Source organism: Kosakonia sp. 1610 (assembly GCF_050435845.1).
GTDB classification, from domain to species: domain Bacteria; phylum Pseudomonadota; class Gammaproteobacteria; order Enterobacterales; family Enterobacteriaceae; genus Kosakonia; species Kosakonia cowanii.
In genome coordinates this window covers 171,037-191,023 of record NZ_JBNDKZ010000007.1, presented here as the reverse complement: position 1 = coordinate 191,023, position 19,987 = coordinate 171,037, and the positions used below count along the sequence as shown (strand labels likewise).

Annotated in this window: 22 protein-coding genes; 11 read left to right on the top strand and 11 right to left on the bottom strand. The window is 56.0% G+C overall.

The window, feature by feature from the left end:
* Positions 1-10: 10 nt before the first annotated feature.
* The 5 genes from ABIC80_RS18430 (at position 11) to ABIC80_RS18410 (ending at position 3,837) form a co-directional block, all read left to right on the top strand.
* Complete coding sequence (locus ABIC80_RS18430; protein WP_034813568.1) at positions 11-130, top strand: GpE family phage tail protein; 120 nt, start codon at positions 11-13, stop codon at positions 128-130.
* Positions 123-1,976: a phage tail tape measure protein gene (locus ABIC80_RS18425; RefSeq protein WP_429178127.1), complete on the top strand. Its 1,854-nt coding sequence runs from the start codon at positions 123-125 to the stop codon at positions 1,974-1,976. The genes ABIC80_RS18430 and ABIC80_RS18425 overlap by 8 nt, the downstream gene beginning before the upstream one ends.
* Positions 1,973-2,422 (top strand): phage tail protein, encoded by a 450-nt coding sequence (locus ABIC80_RS18420; RefSeq protein ID WP_139568123.1) that lies wholly within the window; start codon positions 1,973-1,975, stop codon positions 2,420-2,422. The genes ABIC80_RS18425 and ABIC80_RS18420 overlap by 4 nt, the downstream gene beginning before the upstream one ends.
* Positions 2,422-3,561: a phage late control D family protein gene (locus ABIC80_RS18415; RefSeq protein ID WP_429178126.1), complete on the top strand. Its 1,140-nt coding sequence runs from the start codon at positions 2,422-2,424 to the stop codon at positions 3,559-3,561. Before ABIC80_RS18420 ends, ABIC80_RS18415 begins: the two co-directional genes overlap by 1 nt.
* 81 nt (positions 3,562-3,642) lie before the next feature.
* Positions 3,643-3,837, top strand: a complete 195-nt coding sequence (locus tag ABIC80_RS18410) for an ogr/Delta-like zinc finger family protein (RefSeq protein ID WP_054804241.1) — start codon at positions 3,643-3,645, stop codon at positions 3,835-3,837.
* A gap of 160 nt (positions 3,838-3,997) precedes the next feature.
* On the opposite strand, the gene rplS is transcribed toward ABIC80_RS18410, so the two are convergent.
* From rplS to ffh, 5 genes are all read right to left on the bottom strand, one after another.
* The gene (rplS, locus tag ABIC80_RS18405; protein WP_006178051.1) at positions 3,998-4,345 is read right to left on the bottom strand and encodes a 50S ribosomal protein L19; all 348 of its coding nucleotides are present in this window, start codon (positions 4,343-4,345) and stop codon (positions 3,998-4,000) included.
* A 41-nt stretch (positions 4,346-4,386) separates the two neighbouring features.
* Positions 4,387-5,157, bottom strand: a complete 771-nt coding sequence (gene trmD, locus ABIC80_RS18400) for a tRNA (guanosine(37)-N1)-methyltransferase TrmD (protein ID WP_023480607.1) — start codon at positions 5,155-5,157, stop codon at positions 4,387-4,389.
* Between the two features lie 30 nt (positions 5,158-5,187).
* Positions 5,188-5,736 carry a ribosome maturation factor RimM gene (gene rimM, locus ABIC80_RS18395; RefSeq protein ID WP_023480523.1) on the bottom strand — a complete coding sequence of 183 codons (549 nt, stop codon included), beginning with the start codon at positions 5,734-5,736 and terminating at the stop codon, positions 5,188-5,190.
* A gap of 18 nt (positions 5,737-5,754) precedes the next feature.
* Positions 5,755-6,003 carry a 30S ribosomal protein S16 gene (gene rpsP / locus ABIC80_RS18390; RefSeq protein ID WP_023480584.1) on the bottom strand — a complete coding sequence of 83 codons (249 nt, stop codon included), beginning with the start codon at positions 6,001-6,003 and terminating at the stop codon, positions 5,755-5,757.
* Between the two features lie 250 nt (positions 6,004-6,253).
* Positions 6,254-7,615, bottom strand: a complete 1,362-nt coding sequence (gene ffh / locus ABIC80_RS18385) for a signal recognition particle protein (RefSeq protein WP_023480583.1) — start codon at positions 7,613-7,615, stop codon at positions 6,254-6,256.
* Between the two features lie 168 nt (positions 7,616-7,783).
* Between ffh and ABIC80_RS18380 the strand changes: the two genes are divergently transcribed.
* On the top strand, positions 7,784-8,572 hold the full coding sequence (locus ABIC80_RS18380) for a cytochrome C assembly family protein (protein ID WP_023480617.1): 789 nt from the start codon (positions 7,784-7,786) through the stop codon (positions 8,570-8,572).
* A gap of 16 nt (positions 8,573-8,588) precedes the next feature.
* Complete coding sequence (locus ABIC80_RS18375; RefSeq protein WP_094421679.1) at positions 8,589-9,875, top strand: HlyC/CorC family transporter; 1,287 nt, start codon at positions 8,589-8,591, stop codon at positions 9,873-9,875.
* Positions 9,876-9,908: 33 nt separating this feature from the next.
* Here the strand turns inward: ABIC80_RS18375 and grpE are convergent, their stop codons facing one another.
* Positions 9,909-10,505 (bottom strand): nucleotide exchange factor GrpE, encoded by a 597-nt coding sequence (gene grpE / locus ABIC80_RS18370; protein WP_429178124.1) that lies wholly within the window; start codon positions 10,503-10,505, stop codon positions 9,909-9,911.
* A 122-nt stretch (positions 10,506-10,627) separates the two neighbouring features.
* On the opposite strand from grpE, the gene nadK reads away from it, so the two are divergent.
* The 3 genes from nadK to bamE all read left to right on the top strand — a co-directional run bounded on the left by nadK (position 10,628) and on the right by bamE (position 13,746).
* A complete protein-coding gene (nadK, locus tag ABIC80_RS18365; RefSeq protein ID WP_042712406.1) occupies positions 10,628-11,506 on the top strand; it encodes an NAD(+) kinase in 879 nt (292 codons plus the stop codon).
* Between the two features lie 86 nt (positions 11,507-11,592).
* The gene (gene recN / locus ABIC80_RS18360) at positions 11,593-13,254 is read left to right on the top strand and encodes a DNA repair protein RecN (protein ID WP_429178122.1); all 1,662 of its coding nucleotides are present in this window, start codon (positions 11,593-11,595) and stop codon (positions 13,252-13,254) included.
* A gap of 147 nt (positions 13,255-13,401) precedes the next feature.
* Complete coding sequence (gene bamE, locus ABIC80_RS18355; RefSeq protein WP_023480683.1) at positions 13,402-13,746, top strand: outer membrane protein assembly factor BamE; 345 nt, start codon at positions 13,402-13,404, stop codon at positions 13,744-13,746.
* Positions 13,747-13,845: 99 nt separating this feature from the next.
* Here bamE and ABIC80_RS18350 read toward each other — a convergent pair whose 3' ends face one another.
* Positions 13,846-14,154: an RnfH family protein gene (locus tag ABIC80_RS18350; RefSeq protein WP_042712412.1), complete on the bottom strand. Its 309-nt coding sequence runs from the start codon at positions 14,152-14,154 to the stop codon at positions 13,846-13,848.
* Positions 14,144-14,581, bottom strand: a complete 438-nt coding sequence (locus tag ABIC80_RS18345; protein WP_429178120.1) for a type II toxin-antitoxin system RatA family toxin — start codon at positions 14,579-14,581, stop codon at positions 14,144-14,146. Before ABIC80_RS18345 ends, ABIC80_RS18350 begins: the two co-directional genes overlap by 11 nt.
* A 158-nt stretch (positions 14,582-14,739) precedes the next feature.
* Here ABIC80_RS18345 and smpB point away from each other — a divergent pair, with 158 nt between their 5' ends.
* Positions 14,740-15,222, top strand: coding sequence for an SsrA-binding protein SmpB (smpB, locus tag ABIC80_RS18340; RefSeq protein ID WP_023480573.1), 483 nt, complete (start codon positions 14,740-14,742; stop codon positions 15,220-15,222).
* A 52-nt stretch (positions 15,223-15,274) separates the two neighbouring features.
* On the opposite strand, the gene ABIC80_RS18335 is transcribed toward smpB, so the two are convergent.
* Genes ABIC80_RS18335 through ABIC80_RS18325 form a run of 3 tightly spaced genes read right to left on the bottom strand, consistent with a single transcriptional unit; the run spans position 15,275 to position 19,916 of the window.
* Complete coding sequence (locus ABIC80_RS18335; protein ID WP_042712414.1) at positions 15,275-16,444, bottom strand: HlyD family efflux transporter periplasmic adaptor subunit; 1,170 nt, start codon at positions 16,442-16,444, stop codon at positions 15,275-15,277.
* 10 nt (positions 16,445-16,454) lie between these two features.
* Positions 16,455-18,587, bottom strand: a complete 2,133-nt coding sequence (locus tag ABIC80_RS18330) for a type I secretion system permease/ATPase (protein WP_429178118.1) — start codon at positions 18,585-18,587, stop codon at positions 16,455-16,457.
* Between the two features lie 21 nt (positions 18,588-18,608).
* Positions 18,609-19,916 carry a TolC family outer membrane protein gene (locus tag ABIC80_RS18325; protein WP_429178159.1) on the bottom strand — a complete coding sequence of 436 codons (1,308 nt, stop codon included), beginning with the start codon at positions 19,914-19,916 and terminating at the stop codon, positions 18,609-18,611.
* Positions 19,917-19,987 lie beyond the last annotated feature (71 nt).

Sequence of the window (19,987 nt, the reverse complement as noted above, 5' to 3'; positions counted from 1 at the left end):
TGACGATCTGATGGCGGATATCGCGGTGATCTTTCACTGGCCGCCGTCAGAACTCTACCCCCTGAGCCTGACAGAACTCATCACCTGGCGCGAGAAAGCGCTACAGCGAAGCGGAAACAGATATGAGTAACAGCGCAAAATTAGAGGAATTGCTCACGGCTGTTGATCAGGCGACGCGCCCGTTTCAATCGTTGCAGACAGAGAGTCTCTCTCTGTCTGACAGCGTGAAAGGAACGGAGAAAAACCTGCGCGGCTTGTACACCCAGCTTGCGCAGGTCGACGACATCATGCGCGCGGAAAAAGCCCTTGCCTCCGTCAATGCGCAGCTGAGCGACATCAAACAGAACAGGCAAAATGCCGCCAACGGCACAGCAGCGCCAGCGATTATCGATCCCTGGAGCGGAAAACCTAAGTCGGAGAAAGCGCTCAAAAAGGAACGTCTTACCCTGCGCAGAACGATCAAAGCTAATAAGACATCCCTGAAGACGGCCGGTATTGAGGCAAGAACGCCGTTATCCGCGCGACTCCAGCTCAATAGCCGTATCAGCGATGAGTCGGCACAGTTGATCACCCAGCGCCAGGCGCTCAAACAGGAGCAGCATCAGAAGCGCCAGCTGCGTGCGGCAAAAATCCAGGCCGTGCAGCAGCGTATTCTGGGCGCAGGCGAAAAGATTTCGACCATTGGCGAGAAAAGCAAGTCGATTGCCACAACCGGGTTCGAGCTCGGCAAAAAAATCATGCAGCCGGGCTATGAAGCGTCGCTGAAAAACAGCCCGCTTGCGCCGGCTGCGGCCTCCGATAACGCAGAGCCCGGTGCACAGAACAGTACCCCCGCTTCAGGAACAGCGGTCGCTACGCTGCAAAATGGCTCGGGAACAGCCGTTGCTACCCTGCAAAACAGTACCGGAGCTCCGGGAACGGCGGTCGCAGCACTGCAGAATAGCGCTGCCGGCCCCGCCGCGGCGATGCAGAGCAGTGTCGGCAACCTGGGTACCGATCTTGAGGCGCTGCAGGCGGCTTATCAGTCCCTGAGCGTTGATATTTTCAGCACCCAGGAGTCATCTCTGCGCTCGCTGGTGCAGACGGCGACCCGCTATGTCGGGAAGCTGCAGGAGTGGGTGCAAAATAACCAGGGACTGGTGCAGAGCTTCGGGCTTATCGCCACGGTCGTGGTGGGCATTGCAGGCGCTGTCGGCACCGTGGCGGGCGTTATCGCTCCGGTGTTCACCGGCATCAGTACGCTAATCACCATCGCGACGACGCTCGGCAGCGTATTTACCACTATTTTCGGCGGGATAGCTGCACTATTTGGCTCACTCACCCTGCCGATTATCGCGGTTGTCGCCGCCGTTGTGTTTGCGATTTACAAATACTGGGAGCCGGTTAGCGCCTTCTTTGGCGGCGTTATTGAAGGTATCAAAACGGCGTTTGCCCCGATTGCCGAGTTGTTTGCGCCGTTCCAGCCGCTTTTCGACGGCATAGGTAAAGCAATCAGTAATATTGCCGGGTGGTTCGGCGATCTGCTCACCCCCGTCAAATCCAGCCAGCAAACCCTGGAGAACTGCGGTAACGCTGGAAAAATGTTCGGCCAGGTACTGGTTATGGCACTGACGTGGCCCCTTAAATCGCTAAAGCTGCTGAACGAGGGGGTGGCATGGTTGCTGGATAAGCTTGGCGTTATTAACAAACAGTCGGCTGATGCCAGCCCGGATAAGCAAACCCAACCGACCACTGGCGGTGCAGCGTTCGGCATGGTGCAACCTCCACGCTTAGACAATTATCAGGTAGCGCGCCCTGCGGCTGGTGGCTCCTATGTCGATCAAAGCAAGAGCGAATACAACATCACTCTGCAGGGAGATATGTCACCCGGCGGCGATGGCACGCGCCAGTTAAGAGATCTGCTGGCACAGCACGAGCAGGAGAAACGCACTAACTCCCTTTCACAATTCAGCGCGGCAGGAGGATTTGCCTCATGATGCTGGCACTTGGGCTTTTTGTTTTTATGCGCCAGACCCTCCCTTACCAGAGCATGAAAAGGGAGAGCAACTTTAGCTGGGCCAGCAACGCGCGGGTCGGTAAGCGCGATGCCTATCAATTCACCGGCCCCGGGAGCGAGACTATTGATATTACTGGTGAACTCTTCCCGGAGCTCACTGGCGGCACGCTGTCGCTCTCGGCGGTACGTCTGATGGCGGAACAGGGCAAGGCCTGGCCGCTGATTGATGGCACAGGCATGATTTACGGCATGTATGTCGTTAATAACGTTAGCGAAACCGGCACCCTTTTTTACCCGGACGGATCGCCACGCAAAATCAACTTCACCTTGAAGCTGACTCGCGTCGATGAGTCGCTGAAAGTGATGTTTGGCGATATTTATGACCAGGGTAAGCAGCTGGCGACCAACATGCTGGAGAGGTTCTGATGCTTAACGCATTCACAAACGGCTTAGCACGGGTAAAAACGCCGGCATTTTCATTAAAGCTCGGGGAGAAGGATATTACGGGCAATATTCAGTCCCGATTAATTGCCCTGACGGTGACGGATAACCGGGGGTTCGAAGCGGATACGCTTACGCTGACACTTGATGATGCTGACGGGCAAATCGAGATGCCCGAGCGGAGCAATGTCATCACGCTGGCCATCGGCTGGCAGGGTGCTGCGCTGACTGAAATGGGCACCTTTATTGTCGACCAGGTCAGCCACAAAGGCACACCGGATCAGGTTAGCGTCACCGCTAAAAGCGCAGATTTTCGCGGCAGCCTGAACAGCCCCCAGGATAGCTCCTGGCATGATACGACGCTCGGCGCCATCGTTGAGGAGATTGCTAAACGTAATAAGCTGGACACCAGTCTGCCACCCTCGCTGGCGCAGATTAAGATTGCGCATATCGATCAGTCGAATGAGTCCGACGCAAACTTTCTGACGCGCCTGGCGCGGCGTAACGGTGCCGAGATCGCCGTCAAATCGGGGAAACTGTTTTTCATCGTCCCGGGCATGTGCGTAGTAGGCGGCGAAACAATGCCCTCCGCCACGATAGCCCGTAGCGATGGCGACAGCCATGATTTCTCGATCGCCGATCGCATCAACTACTCTGGCGTTACGGCACATTGGCAAGATACCGCCACGCCAAAAAACCAGAATACAGTTCAGCTGCAGAGAAAATCATCGCAACAGAAGCCCACGCCCATTTCCCATCCGCAGGCGGTCAGTAGCCAGGCAGCCTCAAATGGGAAAAGCGAGCCGACAGACTACACGGCAGGCTCAAAAGATAACGTTCTGATTCTCTCCACCACGTTCGCGAATAAAGAGGAGGCGAAGCTGGCAGCTGAAGCCCAATGGAGCGAGATCCAGCGCAACGCGGCGAAATTTTCAATTACCCTTGCGCAGGGCAGAGCAGACCTGCGTCCCGAAACGCCGGTGATAGTGACTGGGTTCAAAAATGTGATTAACGCCAGAATGTGGGTCGTCAAAAAAGTGACCCATCCCATGAACACGCAGGGTTTTGTCAGCAGTGTGGAACTGGAGGTTCGCATTAATAATGTTGAGTATGATGCAAAATAAAAATCACAAATGCATTAATTAACTTGTATTTGCAAGATTGGAGGCTATCATAGCTAGCATAAACACGAAGGAGACCCCATTATGATGCATTGTCCGGTATGCCAGCAGGCCGCGCATGCGCGCTCCAGCCGCTACCTCAGTACCGAAACCAAAGAGCGTTATCACCAGTGCCAGAACGTCGAGTGCGGATGTACATTTGTCACCCATGAATCGCTGGCACGTTATATTGTCCGGCCTGTGGCAGCGCCCACCGCTTCGCCTGCCAGCCTGCGCTAACGTCGCCACCTCATTAAGCCTGCATCCGCAGGCTTTTTTTATGCCTGTAGATCGCCCGTTTTTCTGCCGCCACTCTGCCGCCACAGACAATAAAAAAGGGGTTAGCATTACGCTAACCCCTTGTTCTATAACACGCTTTGGATGTAGCGCGTGCGCTATCTTAGTTAAGACGCTCTTTAATACGAGCAGACTTACCGGTGCGCTCACGCAGGTAGTACAGTTTAGCTTTACGTACAGCACCACGACGTTTAACAGCAATGCTGTCAACTACCGGAGAGTGAGTCTGGAAGACACGCTCAACGCCTTCGCCGTTGGAGATTTTGCGAACAGTGAATGCAGAGTGCAGACCGCGGTTACGAATAGCGATAACCACGCCCTCGAATGCCTGCAGACGTTTTTTGGAACCTTCAACAACCCATACTTTCACTTCCACGGTGTCACCCGGACGGAAGGAAGGTACGTCCTGCTTCATCTGCTCTTGTTCAATTTGCTTAATGATGTTGCTCATAATTTAATCTCTTATCCTGGGTAAACTGATATTTGGAGGGCTTAAGCCATCCCATCATGTTTCTGTTGCTGCTGTTGTGCGTGTTCGCTTTTGAACTCCGCCAGCAACCTTGCTTGCTCTTCAGTCAGAGCCAGGTTTTCCAGAAGTTCAGGTCTTCTAAGCCAGGTTCGGCCCAGCGACTGCTTCAGACGCCAGCGACGTATCTCGGCATGATTTCCCGACAGTAAAACCGCCGGTACTTCCATCCCTTCTAACACTTCAGGACGAGTATAGTGCGGGCAGTCCAGCAATCCATCAGCAAAGGAGTCTTCCGTTGCTGAAGCTTCGTGGCCCAGTACCCCCGGAATAAACCGGGAAACCGAGTCAATCAGCGTCATTGCTGGCAGCTCACCGCCGCTGAGCACGTAATCACCAATAGACCACTCTTCATCAATCTCGGTCTGGATTACCCGCTCATCTATCCCTTCGTAGCGACCGCACACCAGAATCAGTTTCTGATTGGTAGCCAGTTCGCTCACGCCCGCTTGATCAAGCTTGCGTCCCTGAGGCGAAAGATAAATCACCTTCGCGCCTTCGCCCGCCGCGGCTTTCGCTGCGTGAATGGCGTCCCGTAAAGGGTTCACCATCATTAGCATTCCCGGTCCGCCGCCGTAAGGACGTTCGTCCACGGTACGGTGCCGGTCATGAGCGAAGTCACGTGGACTCCAGCTCTCAATGCTCAGCAGGCCTTTTTTTACTGCCCGGCCAGTTACCCCGTAGTCGGTAATCGCGCGGAACATTTCAGGAAACAGGCTAATTATGCCAATCCACATAGCGCCGTCTTTTACCGTATATCCGGAGGTTTAAAAACCAGGATCCCAATCTACTTCAATGGTTTGAGTAGCGAGATCGACTTTCTTGATAACCTGCCCATCGAGGAACGGAACCAACCGCTCCTTGATACCAAATGCATCTTTCAGGTTTGCCTTGATGACGAGAACGTCATTCGACCCGGTTTCCATCATATCGATGACTTTACCGAGGCTGTAACCTTCAGTAGTCACTACCTGGCAACCCATAAGGTCTTTCCAGTAGTAGTCACCCTCTTCCAGTTGCGGCAACTGCGCGGAATCAACGAGAATTTCGCAATTCGTCAGAAGATTCGCGGCATCGCGATCGTCAACGCCTTTCAGCTTGATGACGATATCCTGATTGTGGTAGCGCCAGCTTTCCAGCTCGATGCTCTGCCACTGACCCGCCTTCTGGATAAACCAGGGCTGATAGTCAAAAATGCTTTCGGCGTCTTCGGTGGAGGAAAACACTCTGAGCCAACCACGAATTCCGTAAGAAGATCCCAGTTTGCCAACAATAATTGGCTCAGCAGGGGCCGATGCGGTTTGTTGCTTGCTCATCATGACCACCGTGACAGATTAAGCTGCTTTCTTTGCTTCTTTGATCAGCGCGGAAACGCGATCGGAAACGGTAGCGCCCTGGCCAACCCAATGTGCGATACGATCCAGATCCAGGCGGGTGCCTTCTTCTTTATCAGACGCGATCGGGTTGAAGAAACCAACGCGCTCAATGAAGCGACCGTTGCGTGCATTACGGCTGTCAGTAACAACAACCTGGTAGAACGGACGCTTTTTAGCGCCGTGACGAGCTAAACGAATAGTTACCATAACATCCTCTTGTGTGAATAAAACACCCGGCCCCATCGAGGAACGGAGCCTGGTGTCATATTAAAAGCCCGAAAATTTTACTCATTTTTTGCTAAAAAGCAATCGGAACGTGCGGTTCAGTGAGAGTCGAGGCCGTCGGCGTTGCCGTCAGTTTGGTGCCGGCGTGCGCGCAGAAAGCGGAGCGTACACGTAGTACGTGAGCATTTCGAGCACACCCCGGTATCAAAATGACAAATAAGCCAGGCCGGAATCAGCGGCCAGGGAAACCAGGCGGCATCATCCCTTTCATCCCGCGCATCATCTTCGCCATCCCGCCTTTCTTCATCTTCTTCATCATGCGTTGCATGTCGTCGAACTGTTTGAGCAGACGGTTTACATCCTGCACCTGCATACCGCAGCCTGCAGCGATGCGGCGTTTGCGCGAGCCTTTGATGATGTCCGGGTTGGCGCGCTCTTTGAAGGTCATCGAGTTGATGATCGCTTCCATACGCACCAGCACTTTGTCATCCATCTGCGCTTTTACGTTATCAGGGATCTGGCCCATGCCCGGCAGCTTGCCCATCAGGCTCGCCATACCGCCCATGTTTTTCATCTGGCGCAGCTGCTCAAGGAAGTCGGTCAGATCGAAGCCGTCGCCTTTTTTCAGCTTGTTCGCCAGCTTCTCAGCCTGCGCACGGTCAACTTTGCTTTCGATATCTTCGATCAGCGACAGCACGTCGCCCATACCGAGAATACGCGACGCGATACGATCCGGGTGGAACGGCTCCAGCGCTTCGGTTTTCTCACCGACGCCGAGGAATTTGATCGGCTTACCGGTGATATGACGGATAGAGAGCGCCGCACCGCCGCGGGCATCACCGTCCACTTTGGTCAGCACGACACCGGTCAGCGGCAGCGCTTCATTAAAGGCTTTTGCCGTGTTGGCGGCATCCTGACCGGTCATGGCGTCGACAACAAACAGCGTCTCAACGGGCTTAATCGCCGCGTGAACCTGTTTGATCTCCTCCATCATCGCTTCATCAACGTGCAGACGACCGGCGGTATCCACCAGCAGCACGTCATAAAACTTCAGCTTCGCCTCTTTCAGCGCCGCGTTAACGATGTCGACCGGCTTTTGCGCGACGTCAGAGGGGAAGAAATCGACCTCGACCTGCTGCGCCAGCGTCTCCAGCTGTTTGATCGCCGCCGGGCGGTAAACGTCCGCGGAGACGACCATCACTTTCTTCTTGTGCTTCTCGCGCAGGAACTTACCGAGCTTACCAACGCTGGTGGTTTTACCCGCACCCTGCAGGCCCGCCATCAGCACTACTGCCGGTGGCTGCGCCGCCAGGTTGAGGCTCTGGTTCTCTTCGCCCATCGCGGCAACCAGTTCGTTGCGCACAATTTTGACGAACTCCTGGCCCGGGGTCAGACTCTTGTTGACTTCGTGTCCTACCGCTTTCTCTTTCACGCGGTTGATAAAGTCACGCACTACCGGTAGCGCAACGTCAGCTTCCAGCAGCGCCATGCGCACTTCGCGCAGGGTCTCTTTGATGTTGTCTTCAGTGAGGCGTCCACGGCCACTGATATTGCGCAGTGAGCGCGACAAACGATCGGTTAAATTATCAAACATTGTCTCTCGCCTGAGGTGATACGATTGGCCGCCAGCGCGACGCATAACAGAAATTCGCCGCAGTATAGCATGAAGACATCGCGGCTGTATGTGATGGAACTGTTGGAGGCTGGGTCACGTAACGTTATACTGCTTCTCTTTCTCTCTTAGTCAACTGTCGACACGCCTATGCCCGTTTTTGCCCTGATCGCTCTTGTTGCCTACTCAACCAGCATCGCGCTGATTGTTCCCAGCCTGTTACAAAAAAACAGCGGCTGGCGCAAAATGGCCATCTTTTCAGCGGTGCTTGCGCTTATATTCCACGGCTTCGCGCTGAAAGAGCGCATCTTCCCTGACGATGGCGGTCAAAATCTCAGCCTGCTGAACGTCGGTTCCCTGGTCAGCCTGATGATCTGTACGGTGATGACCATTGTCGCCTCGAAAAACCGCGGCTGGCTGCTGCTGCCGATTGTTTATACGTTCGCGTTAATCAATCTCGCTTTCGCCATTTTCATGCCGAATGAGTTCATCACGCATCTGGAAACCACGCCCGGCATGATGGTGCATATCGGTCTGTCGCTGTTCGCCTACGCGACCTTAATTATCGCGGCCATGTATGCGCTCCAGCTGGCGTGGATCGATTATCAGCTGAAGAATAAAAAGCTGGCTTTCAGCAATGAAATGCCGCCGCTGCTGGTGATTGAACGCAAGATGTTTCATATCACCCAGGTCGGTGTGGTGCTGCTGACGCTAACGCTCTGCACCGGCCTGTTCTACATGCAAAACCTGTTCAGCATGGAAAATATCGACAAAGCGGTGCTCTCGATCATCGCCTGGTTTGTCTATATTGTCCTGCTGTGGGGCCACTATCATGAAGGCTGGCGCGGTCGCCGCGTCGTCTGGTTCAACGTCGCAGGAGCCGGTATTTTAACGCTCGCCTATTTCGGCAGCCGCGTCCTGCAACATTTCGTAAGTTAAAGCAAAGGAGTTCCCCCTGGAACACATCTCCACCACGACGCTGATTATTACGCTTATCATCATGGTCGTGGTTTCAGCCTATTTCTCCGGTTCAGAAACCGGCATGATGACCCTCAACCGCTATCGCCTGCGCCATATGGCCAAGCAGGGCAACCGTGCGGCCAAACGCGTCGAAAAGCTGCTGCGTAAGCCCGATCGCCTGATTAGCCTGGTGCTGATCGGCAACAACCTGGTCAACATTCTCGCCTCGTCGCTGGCGACCATTGTTGGTATGCGCCTGTACGGCAACGCCGGGGTTGCCATCGCTACCGGTGTGCTGACCTTCGTGGTGCTGGTCTTTTCTGAAGTGCTGCCCAAAACCATCGCTGCCCTTTATCCGGAAAAGGTCGCCTTTCCCAGCAGCCTGCTGCTCGGCCCGCTGCAAATTATCATGCTGCCGCTGGTGTGGCTGCTGAACGGCGTGACGCGCATTTTGATGCGTATGATCGGCATTAAAGCCGATGTGGTGGTCAGCGGCGCGCTCAGCAAAGAGGAGCTGCGCACCATCGTTCACGAGTCGCGCTCGAAAATTTCCCGCCGCAATCAGGATATGCTGCTGTCGATTCTCGATCTGGAGAAGGTCAACGTTGATGACATCATGGTGCCGCGCAATGAGATCGTCGGTATCGATATCAATGATGACTGGAAATCGATTGTGCGGCAGCTGACACACTCGCCGCACGGCCGCATTGTGCTCTATCGCGACTCGCTGGATGACACCATCAGCATGCTACGCGTGCGTGAAGCCTATCGCCTGATGACCGAGAAAAAGGAGTTTACCAAAGAGGTGATGCTGCGCGCCGCCGATGAAATTTACTATGTGCCGGAAGGGACGCCGCTCAGCGTTCAGCTGGTGAAGTTTCAGCGTAATAAGAAGAAAGTCGGCCTGGTAGTGGATGAGTATGGCGACATTCAGGGGCTGGTGACGGTCGAAGATATTCTTGAAGAGATTGTCGGGGATTTCACCACGTCTATGTCGCCTGCGCTGGCGGATGAAGCGACGCCGCAGAATGACGGTTCGGTGATTATTGACGGCAGCGCCAGCGTGCGCGAGCTGAACAAAGCCTTTAACTGGCGACTACCGGAAGATGAAGCGCGGACCATTAACGGCATGGTGCTTGAAGAGTTAGAAGAGATCCCGGCAGCAGGAACGCGGGTGCGCATTGAGCAGTATGATATCGATATTCTCGATGTGCAGGAGAACATGATTAAGCAGGTAAAAGTGATCCCGGTTAAAGCGCTGCGGGAGAGCGTTACAGAGTAAAAAAAACCCTCTCATCATGAGAGGGTTTTCGTTTTACGCTGTCGCTTTGGCGACGGTAACCATCGCGGCGCGAATAGTGCGACCATTCAGGGTGAACCCTTTCTGCATCACACCCAGCACGTTGCCGGCGCTGACCTCTTCCGACTCGACCATCGCAATCGCCTGATGCACATTTGGATCCAGCGGAACGTTGGTGTCGGCAATCACCTCAACACCAAATTTCTTCACCACATCCAGCATGTTTTTCAGGGTCAGTTCGATACCTTCGACCATCGGCGCCATCTCGGCGTTCTCTTTGTCAGCCACTTCCAGCGCGCGATCCAGACTATCGATGACCGGCAGGAGTTCATTGATGAACTTCTCCAGCGCAAATTTGTGCGCTTTCTCGATATCCAGTTCGGTACGGCGACGCAGGTTTTCCATCTCCGCTTTGATACGCAGCACCGTCTCGCGCTCGCGGGTTTCCGCTGCTGCTAACTGCGCTTCCAGATTCGCAATTTTCTCATCGCGCGGATCCACCTGCTCAGCCGCTTCGTCAGGCTCAACTACCGCCTCAACGTCGTCGTGCTGTTCCTTGATAATTTCTTCCGGGGACTGCCCGTCAGGCGTTTTCTGTTCTTCACTACTCATGAATTTCTCCGCGTTTTTTTGCAATCATCTCGCTAACCTGCATTATTATGGGGATCCGTTTCCTGGATTCAAGGGAACAAGTCAGATTGTCATCATTCATTCGCCACAAGGACCCGCAGAAAATGACCCAACATTTCAAGTGTATTGGTATTGTCGGGCACCCGCGCCACCCTACCGCGCTCACCACACATGAAATGCTCTACCGCTGGCTGCATGCCAAAGGCTATGACGTGATGGTTGAACAGCGCATTGCCCATGAGCTGAAACTCTCGAATGTGAGAACCGGTACGCTGGCGGACATTGGGCAGCAGGCTGATCTGGCGGTGGTGGTCGGCGGCGATGGCAATATGCTTGGCGCGGCGCGCACGCTGGCGCGTTACGACATCAAAGTGATTGGTATTAACCGCGGCAATCTGGGCTTTCTGACCGATCTTGACCCCGATAATGCGCAGCAACAGCTGGCCGATGTGCTTGAGGGGCACTACATCGCTGAGAAACGGTTTTTGCTGGAAGTACAGGTGTGCCAGCAGGATTGCCAGAAGCGCATCAGCACTGCCATTAATGAAGTGGTGCTGCACCCTGGCAAAGTGGCGCACATGATTGAGTTTGAAGTCTATATAGATGAAGTCTTTGCCTTCTCCCAGCGCTCGGATGGCCTGATTATCTCCACGCCAACTGGCTCCACGGCCTACTCGCTCTCTGCGGGCGGCCCGATCCTCACTCCTTCGCTGGACGCTATTACGCTGGTGCCGATGTTTCCGCATACCCTCTCTGCGCGCCCACTGGTGATTAACAGCAGTAGCACCATTCGCCTGCGTTTTTCCCATCGCCGTAGCGACCTTGAAGTGAGCTGTGACAGCCAGATCGCGCTACCGATTCAGGAAGGTGAAGATGTGCTCATCCGCCGCTGTGACTATCATCTGAATCTGATTCACCCGAAAGATTACAGCTATTTCAACACGTTAAGCTCCAAGCTTGGCTGGTCGAAAAAATTGTTCTGAAAAGCGGCTGCGGGGCTTTACTGTATATAATTCCAGTTTATACTGTACGAAAACACAGTTATGGTTTTTCATACAGGAAAGCAACCATGTTGGCACAACTCACCATCAGTAATTTTGCTATCGTTCGTGAGCTTGAGATCGATTTTAATAGCGGGATGACGGCTATTACCGGCGAAACCGGCGCAGGTAAATCCATCGCGATTGATGCGCTCGGGCTCTGCCTTGGCGGTCGCGCTGAAGCTGACATGGTACGCGCCGGCGCACAGCGCGCCGATCTCTGCGCTCGCTTTGCCCTGAAAGATACCCCTGCCGCGCAGCGCTGGCTCGAAGAGAATCAGCTTGAAGATGGACGTGAGTGTTTACTTCGCCGCGTCATCAGTAGCGATGGCCGCTCCCGCGGCTTTATCAACGGCACTGCCGTTCCCCTTTCCCAGTTGCGCGAACTGGGTCAGCTGCTTATCCAGATCCACGGTCAGCATGCGCATCAGTTGCTGATTAAATCCGAACACCAAAAAACCCTGCTCGATGGCTATGCCGGTGAGTATGTGCTCACTCAGCAAATGGCTGAGCGCTACCGCGCCTGGCATCAAAGCTGTCGTGAGCTGGCACAGCACCAGCAGCAGAGCCAGGAGCGCGCCGCGCGCGCCGAGCTGCTGCACTATCAGCTGAAAGAGCTTAACGAGTTCAGCCCGCAGCCGGGCGAATTTGAACAGATCGATGAAGAGTACAAGCGTCTCGCTAATAGCGGACAGCTGCTCTCCACCAGCCAGCATGCGCTGAACGTGCTTGCGGATGGAGAAGACGTTAACCTGCAGAGCCAGCTCTACAGCGCCCGCCAGCTGCTTACAGAGCTGACCGGGATGGATACACGTCTCTCCAGCGTGCTGGAGATGCTGGAAGAGGCGGCAATCCAGATCAGTGAAGCCAGCGACGAGCTGCGCCACTACTGCGACCGTTTAGATCTCGATCCTAATCGCCTTTACGAACTGGAGCAGCGTATCTCCCGACAGATCTCGCTGGCGCGCAAGCACCATATCGCGCCGGAAGAGCTGCCGCAGTTCCACCAGTCTCTGCTGGATGAGCAGCAGCTGCTTGAAGATCAGGCGGATTCGCAGGAGACGCTGGCGCTGGCCGTTAGCCATCATCACCAGCTGGCGCTGGAGAGCGCGCAGCAGCTGCATGCGCAGCGCGTCAAGTATGCGCAGGAGCTCAGCCAGCTGATCACCGAAAGTATGCACTTACTCTCCATGCCGCACGGCGTGTTTGAGATCGATGTGGCGTTCAATGACCATAGCCTGACGGCAGACGGCGCGGATCGCATTGAGTTTCGTGTCACCACCAACCCAGGACAGCCGCTGCAGGCGATTGCCAAAGTCGCATCCGGCGGTGAGCTGTCGCGTATTGCGCTGGCGATTCAGGTGATTACCGCCCGTAAGATGGAAACCCCGGCGCTGATCTTCGATGAAGTAGACGTGGGTATCAGCGGCCCGACTGCCGCCGTTGTCGGTAAGATGCTGCGCCAGCTGGGCGAATCAACGCAGGTTATGTGCGTGACGCACCTGCCGCAGGTGGCCGGTTGCGGGCATCACCACTTCTATGTCAGCAAAGAGACCGATGGCGCCATGACAGAAACCCATATGCAGCCGCTGGATAAACGTGCGCGTCTGCAGGAGCTGGCTCGTCTGCTGGGCGGCAGCGAAGTGACGCGTAACGCGCTGGCGAATGCCAAAGAGCTGCTGGCAGCGTAAACTTTTCGGTAATATGACGGTCTGACTTCTCGACAAAACGACAACAGACCCGGCCACAAAGGTTTTAAACTGGCGAAAGGTCTATTATTATCGGCATATTACATATGAGCCACGTACTGTTCGGGCCCGAAAAGGAATCAAATCACTATGCGCTGTAAAATGCTGACTGCTGCCGCAGCGGTTCTTCTGATGTTGACCGCTGGTTGCTCCACTCTGGAACGCGTGGTTTACCGTCCGGATATCAACCAGGGGAACTACCTGACGCCCACCGACGTTGCCAAAATCCGTGTGGGTATGACGCAACAGCAGGTTGCGTATGCACTGGGAACCCCGATGATGAGCGATCCGTTTGGCACCAATACCTGGTTCTATATCTTCCGTCAGCAGCCAGGCCATGAAGATGTGACTCAGCAGACGCTGACTCTGACCTTCAACAGCAACGGCGTGTTAACCAATATCGACAACAAACCGGCACTGACCAACCAGCGCTAAGTTTGAAAAACGCGGTTAAACACCAGCTGGTTTAACCGCCTGTAAAAGAAAAAGGTGCTCAGTGAGCACCTTTTTTGTATGTCGCGCCAGGCTAAGCAGCTATGACTTGTTTGCCGCTTTCTCGTTCGCCGCTTTTTCAGCACGCTGGCGACGCAGCTCTTTCGGATCGGCAATCAGCGGGCGGTAGATCTCCACGCGATCGCCGTCATTGACGTTGTCGTGCAGCTTCACCGTCCGGCTGTAGATACCAACCTTGTTCACCTTTAGGTCGATATCTTCGCGCAGCTCCAGCAGCCCGGACGCGCGAATCGCCTCTTCGACGGTCGCGCCCACCTCCAGCTTCACCCGCAGCAGATATTGCTTCTCCGGCAATGCATAGGCCACTTCAACGGCGATTTTACCCGGCACGGTAAACCTCTTTCGCGCGATGGGTAAACGCCTGCACCATGTTCGCGGCCAGCTCTTTAAAGATGCGGCCGAAAGCCAGCTCAATCAGCTTATTGGTAAACTCGAAATTGAGCTGAAATTCCACACGGCAGGCATTCGAGCTAAGCGGGGAAAAGGTCCAGCCGCCGCTCAGCGACTTAAACGGGCCATCCACCAGGTGCATCAAAATGCTTTTGTTAGCTTCCAGCGTGTTGCGCGTGGTAAAGGTCTTGCTGATCCCCGCTTTCGACACGTCCACGGCCGCCGTCATCTCCGTCGGGCTGGAGTCGAGAATTCGGCTGCCGGTACACCCCGGCAGAAACTGCGGGTAGGAGTCCACATCGTTCACTAACTGATACATCTGCTCAGCGCTATAGGGCACCAGCGCAGTACGGCTAATCTGAGGCATAAGGTTTTCCGCGTTCACACAATCGTTAAATAATAACATCTCCCCCGGTTGAAAGGAAAACGCGTTGCCCTAACTCATGCTAAGATAACCCGTTCAGCCTCACAGGACGCAATGAGGTCAGTTTCAGATATCAGATTACCGGATGGCTCCACGATACTATGACGAAGAAAAAAGCATATAAACCAGGTTCAGCCACCATTGCGCTGAACAAGCGCGCCCGCCATGAATACTTCATTGAAGAGGAGTTTGAGGCCGGGCTTTCACTGCAGGGCTGGGAAGTAAAATCCTTACGTGCCGGTAAAGCCAACATTGGTGATAGCTACGTGATTCTTAAAGATGGCGAAGCCTATCTCTTTGGCGCTAACTTCACGCCGCTGACCGTCGCCTCTAGCCACTATGTTTGTGACCCGACGCGCACGCGCAAACTGCTGCTGAACCAGCGCGAACTCGATTCCCTCTACGGCCGCATCAACCGCGAAGGTTACACCGTGGTTGCGCTCTCTCTCTACTGGAAGAACGCCTGGTGTAAAGTGAAGATCGGCGTGGCGAAAGGTAAGAAACAGCACGACAAACGTACCGATGTGAAAGAGCGCGAATGGCAGCTCGATAAAGCACGCATCATGAAAAACGCGGGCCGCTAAGTGCTCGCCCGCGCTGCCCTCTCACCCCGGGAGAGGGCATCAACTCCCCGCCCTACCGCTCCCGCAGCGCTTCATTAAGTTTATTCAACGGTTTAATCAGATAATCCATCACCGATTTTTGCCCGGTTTTAATCTCAACGTTGGCGATCATCCCCGGCAGGATAGGGAAACTTTTGCCGCTGCGGTTCTTCAGCTCCGCGCTCTGCGTGCGGACATAAACACGGTAGTAAAACTGATCGCGCCGTACCTCATCCTGCAACGTATCCGGCGACACCACCTCTACTGTCCCTTTCAAATCGCCATAGATGGAAGAGTCATAGGCCGTCACCTTCACCGTCGCCGGTAAACCGGGGCGAATATAGGCGATATCGCGCGGGTTGATGCGCGTCTCCACCAGCAGTTGATCCTCCAGTGGTACAATCTCCATCAGCTTGCCACCCGGCTGCACCACACCGCCAACGGTATTGATCTGCACATCTTTCACGATCCCGCGCACTGGGGAGTTAAGCACCGCGCGATCCAGTTGATCCGCTTTGCCCGCCATCACCTGTAGCTGCGCATCGAGATCGGCATTATTTTTCACCTGCTCTTCGCGGGCGCGCACCGCAAACTGGTTACGCGCCTCGTCGATTTTTCCCTTCAGCTCCGTCGCCTGGCGTTGCAGGCGGATCACCTCGACATCGCTTGCTGCGCCCTTTGCCACCAGCGGCTGCGTCATGCGCAGCTCCGACATTACCAGCTGATGCGTTTTTTGCAGATTGGCCACCGTCTCGTTGAGGTTGCGCCGCCGCGACTCATACAACTGCCGCTCGCGGGCGACCAGATCCGGTTCACGCATCGACTCGGCGCTAAAACGCAGCGGCTCGCCGGTCAACTCCGAGCGCAGACGCTCGCTGGAGGCGCGCAGTGCCCGCACCCGCGCCGCCGCTTCGCCATAATTAGACTGAAAACGGGTCGGATCGAGCCGCGCCAGCATCTGCCCGCGCTCCACAATATCGCCCTCTTTCACCATCAGCGCGCTGACAATCCCGCCATCAAGGCTTTCAATCACCTGTGCATGAGTTGAGGGGGTGATTTTGCCGGTGCCGACCGTTACCTCATCAAGAATGGCAAACGTCGCCCACGCAATAAACACCACCAGGCCAAGCAGCGTCAGCCAGATCACCGACGAGTAGAAGCGCCCCTGACGCGCCAGCTCATCCTGCATTGAGAGTTGACTCATTTCCCGCTCCTCAGACGATGGACGCCACGTTACTGTTGCGCGCCGCCTGTTTCAGCAGCGTATCGCGCGGCCCATCGGCCACCACTTTGCCGTTCTCCATCACCACAATCCGATCCACCAGGTTGAGCAGCGCCGGGCGATGGGTTACCAGCACCAGCGTGCGCCCGGTGAGCCACTGTTGTAGCTGGCGGATCACCCACGCTTCCAGTTGCTCATCCATTGAGGCCGTTGGTTCATCCAGCAGCACAATTTGCGGATTGCGCACAATCAAACGGCTCAGCAGCACCATCTGCCGCTGCCCGCCGGAAAGCCCGCGTCCGCCCTCATTAATCAGCCGATCGAGGCTGGCGGCATCCTGCTGCACAAGGTTGATCGCCCCGCTGATGCGCAGCGCCTGAATAAGCTCCGCCTCGGTAGCATGCGGATGCCCAAGCATCAGGTTCTGGCGCAGCGTACCGAAGAAGAGGCGCGAATCCTGCGACAGATAACCCACCTGACGGCGCACGTCGGTCGGATCGATATGCGCCATATCGACGCCATCAATAATCACTTTCCCTTTGCTGGCCTGCGCCTGGCCGGAGAGCAGTTTTAACAGCGTTGATTTCCCGGCACCGGTCTTGCCGAGGATCGCCACCCGTTCGCCCGGTTTGATCTCCAGTTCGTTAATATTGATCGCCACATCGCCCTTCTCTTCGTCATAGGTGTACTGCATCTGCTGCAACTGAAAATGGCCGGCCAGCACCGGGCAGTGCGCCATCTTCTTATCTGCCTCTTTATCGAGCGGCTTTTTCAGCAAATCGTTGAGGCCGCTCATCGCCGATTTGGCATGCTGCCAGCGGGAGAAGACCATGGTGAGCTGCATCAGCGGCGCAATGGTGCGTGACGAGAGCAAACTACAGGCCACCAGCGTCCCGGTAGTAATGTCGCCATCGATCACCAGAAAGCAGCCAAACACCAGCATCCCGGCATAGGTGATCTGCTGCACCGTTGAGGCCCAGCCGCTCAGCCGTGCGCCCCACACGCGCTGCTTCATGCCAACATTGGCCCCCACGGCGTGAGTGTTCTCCCACTGCCGCTGGAAGTAGGGCTCTGCCTGTAATGCTTTAATGTCCTCCACCCCTTCGATGGACTCCACCAGCACCGCGTTGCGAATTGCACTTTCGCGCATCCCCGCTTTCGCCAGCTTGGCCATCGGCCACTGCACCAGCAGCCCTGGGATGATAATCAGCGGAATGGCAACCAGCGGGATGATCACCAGCGGACCGCCGACCAGCGCCATAATGCCGAGGAACAGCAGAACAAACGGGATATCCATCGCCGCGCCGACGGTGGTGGAGGTAAGCAGTTCGCGCACCTGATCAAGCTCGCGCAGTTGGGAGATAAACGATCCGGTCGATTTGGGCCGCGCATCGTTTTTGATCGCCATCGCGCGGGCGAAAAAGAGCGACGAGACATTGAGGTCGATATGTTTGCCCATAATGTCAGAGACATGGGTACGCGCGAGGCGGATAAAGAACTCCAGCGCTGCCGCCAGCAGGACGCCGAAAAACAGCACCCACAGTGTCGGCAGGGACTGTGCCGGGATCACCCGGTCATAAACCTGCATCGAGAAAAGAATACCTGCCAGCGCCAGCACGTTACCCACCACCGAGGCGAGCGCGATCTCAGTAAGCTTGCGTCCGCTATGGCGAAAGTGCTTCCAGAACCAGTGCGCCTCCCACGGGCGGGTAAAATCATCGATACGCGAATCGCGCCCGCGCGCGGCGATGCCCAGCATCACCACCTCAGGCTTCACGCGGGTGAGCAGCGTTTCCAGCGGCTCTTCGCGCACCAGATCGCCGCCGTTATCGAGCCAGTAGGTCGCCAGCCCGTCGGCATCCAGCGACTCAAGCAGCAGCAATTCCCCGCTCTCCAGTTGCACAATCACCGGCAGGTTTTGCCCATTCCAGCGCATGCGGGCGAGCGGCACACTGCGCACCTGCAACCCCATTAATCCACTCAGGCGCTCCAGCTTTGCGCTAAGCGGCAGCGCTTCAAACCAGCGCATCTGTTGGCGCACCGCGGGCGCATCGGCGGGCAGGCCAAAGCGCCCTGCCGCGCGCACCATCACATTAATCCAGCTTTCGGTATCCGGCTCTTGCATTACCACTCCTGTGTTGTGCGCTTACAGCGCGGGCAGGTCATCGCCCACGGTACGACTACGTTCAACCCCCAACATATCGAGCAGGTTGTCTGCCGCAGCGGCATAGCGCACGGCGGCATCCCAGGCGTCATAGCGCGCGGTAATCGACGCGGTATCTGCCTGGAAGACATCCTGTTCAATACTGAGCAGGTCGTTCAGGCTGCGCTTGCTCAGCCGGTACTCATCGCGGTAGACGCCGCGCGCCCGCCCGGCGCTGTTGGCCTGCGCCTCGCCCGCCTGCTGGCGCAGCTGCGCGCCGGTCAAATCGGCCCACGCCGTGGCCGCCCGCTGGTTAACATCCAGCTTGCTGGCCTCCACCGCCGCCTGCGCATTGGCGCGATCGCCCTGCGCGGCATCGACGCGGGCGCTCACCGCCCCGCCCTGATAGAGCGGGGCATCAACCACCAGCTGTACCTGGTCATCCCAGTAACTGCTTTGATCGTTCTGGTAACGCGTGCGCCCCGCCTGCACCGAGAGCGTCGGCCAGTGCTGCGCCTGCGCCTGGCGAATACGCTGCTCTGCTGCCTGCTGTTTTGCCTGCGCGCTGCGCACGCTGTTGTTGCGCTCATAAGGCAGCGCATCGAGGGTGATATTTTGTTTGAGGAGATCTTCAGGCAGGTCGGGCAGGTTATCGGCAACCACGCCGGTCAGCACGCTGAGCGCCGCCTGGGCGGATCGCATCTGCGCTTCATATTGCGCCAGCGTAGCGTTCATCCCGGCGATGCGCGACTGCGCCTGCAGGCCATCGGAAGCCGAGCTTAATCCAGCTTCGGAGCGCAGCGTCGCCATCTCCAGCACGCTCTCCAGCGAGTGGATATTGTTGCGTGCCGCGTCAGCCAGCGCCTGGTAGCGCTTGACCTGCAAATAGGCTTGCAGGGTCTGCATCCCTACCTCATTGAGCGTGCTGTAGAGATCGTAGCGCCAGGCATCAGAGAGATTGTGCTGCTCATCGATGCTGCCGCCGGTTTTGCCAAAATCGTAGAGCAACTGGCGTAAGGTGACGCCGCCGGAACCGTTGTTATTTAATGACCCCGACGAGTCGGTACGGCGCGAGCGCCCAAGGTTGCCCTGCAAAGAGAGCTGCGGGAACCAGGCGCTCTCCGCTTCGGTTAAATTGGCGTTGCCCACGCGGATCTGTGCGGCCGCCTGGGCAATTTTTGGATTACGGGCAAAGGCGCGCAAAATCGCGTCTTTGATCGTCAGCTGCGCCGCGCGCTGTTCGCTCGGCGCCCTCTGCCAGCGAAAATCCTGCTCTTCGCCGGGTGCTGCTAATAAACTCGTAACGGGCATAACCAATAACAACAACCCTACCGCTCTTTTCATTCATCCACCCCTGATGTGCCCGTAATGACCTCTTCCTT